At 77.5% G+C, this 1,641-nt stretch carries 1 protein-coding gene; it reads right to left on the bottom strand.

Translation table 11 applies throughout. The features are described from left to right. A partial coding sequence (locus IE313_RS34570; protein ID WP_189939332.1) for a SpnB-like Rossmann fold domain-containing protein occupies nt 1–1,641 on the bottom strand: 1,641 nt, incomplete at both ends.

The raw sequence follows: 1,641 nt of genomic DNA, 5'->3' as shown, positions 1-1,641 counted from the left end.
CCCAGGGTGCCCGTGCCGCCGGTGATCAGGACCGTGCCGTCGGGGTCGAGCCGCACGGCGTCCGCGCCGGACGGGCCAGAGGCGGGCACCTCCGCCGGCACCAGCCGCGGCACGCGCAGTTCTCCCGCGCGCACGGCAAGTTGCGGTTCACCGCAGGCCACGGCCGCGGTCAGCGGATCGGACGGCAACGGGCGGCCCGTGCCCGTTCCCGCGCCCCCGGCGCCGCCAGTGCTGTTGGAGGTGCCCGAGGTGCCCGAGGCCTTAGAGGCGTCCGAGGCGTTCGAGGTGCCCCCGGCGTTCGCGACGTCCGAGGCGTCGAGGTCGACCAGCACGATACGGTCCGGGTGCTCCGCCTGCGCGGAGCGCACCAGACCCCACACCGCCGACGCGGCCAGGTCGGACACGCCGTCGTCGTCGCCGGCCGCGACCGCGCCACGGGTGACGACGACCAGGCGTGCCGCGGCGAGCGCGTCGTCGGTGAGGAAGCCCTGCAACAGCGCGAGGACCCGGTGGGTGCTCGCGCGCGCCCGTGCGGCGGTGTCCACGGGAGGCTCCGTGCCGGGACCGGCCCCCGTGCCGACGGTGCCCTCCGCGGCCAGCACCACGTCGGGCACGGCCGCGCCACCGGCCACCGCGCGGGACAGGGCCGCCAGGTCCGGGTGCACGTCGGACACGGCGGTGGAGTCGACCGCCGCGGACCGCGCGGCGACGAGGTCCGCCGCCGCTCCGAGTACCGCCCACCGGCCGGCCGTCGTGGCACCCGCCGTCCCGTCTGCCGGCAGGACGGCCCAGTCGACCGAGAAGAGCGAGTTGCGGAGCCCGGCACGCCCGGCCCCCACCTGCCCACGGTCGACAGGACGCACCGTCAGGGAGTCGACGGTCAGCACCGGGGCGCCGTCCGGGTCCGCGACCGCCAGCCGGACCGCGTCCGGACCCGCGGGCGACAGCAGGACACGCAGTCGGGTCGCGCCGGTCGCGTGCAGCGTGACCCCGGACCAGGAGAACGGCAGCCGGATCGGCTCCCCTCCGCCTTGCTCTCCGTCCTGCTCGGCGTTCTGTCCAGTGCTCCGCGCGGCGCCCGGGCTGGCCTCCGGGCCGGTGCCCAGGGCCACCGGATGGAGCGCCGCGTCCAGCAGTGCCGGGTGCAGGGCGAACCCCCCGGCGTCGGCGGCCTCGGGAAGACGCACCTCCGCGTACACCTGAGCACCGTGCCGCCACGCCGCGTACAGGCCCTGGAACAGCGGCCCGTAGCCGAGCCCCAGCTCCGTCAGCCGCTCGTGGAGCAACGTGACGTCCACGGCCTCCGCACCCGCGGGGACCCAGTCGCCGCCGAGACCCGCGGCACTCGCGGGCTCCGCGCCCGGTTCCTCGGCGCCCGCCAGGGTGCCGGTCGCGTGCCGCGTCCACGCGGGACCGTCCGCGTCCGGGGCCACCGGCCGGGAGTGCAGGGCGAACGAACGCCGTCCCGACCCGTCCGGCGTGCCCACCGCCGCCTGCACCTGGACCGCACCGCGCCCCGGCACGACCAGCGGCGCCTCCAGTGTCAGGTCCGCCACGCGGTCGCCGCCGGTGTGTGCGGCGGCGTGCAGGGCGAGTTCGACGAAGGCGGTGCCGGGGAGCAGGACGGTGTCGAGGATGGTG

This window comes from Streptomyces sulfonofaciens, assembly GCF_014656295.1.
GTDB lineage: Bacteria > Actinomycetota > Actinomycetes > Streptomycetales > Streptomycetaceae > Streptomyces > Streptomyces sulfonofaciens.
Note: the sequence above shows the minus strand (reverse complement) of the source record. Positions and strands in the feature narration are given on the sequence as shown.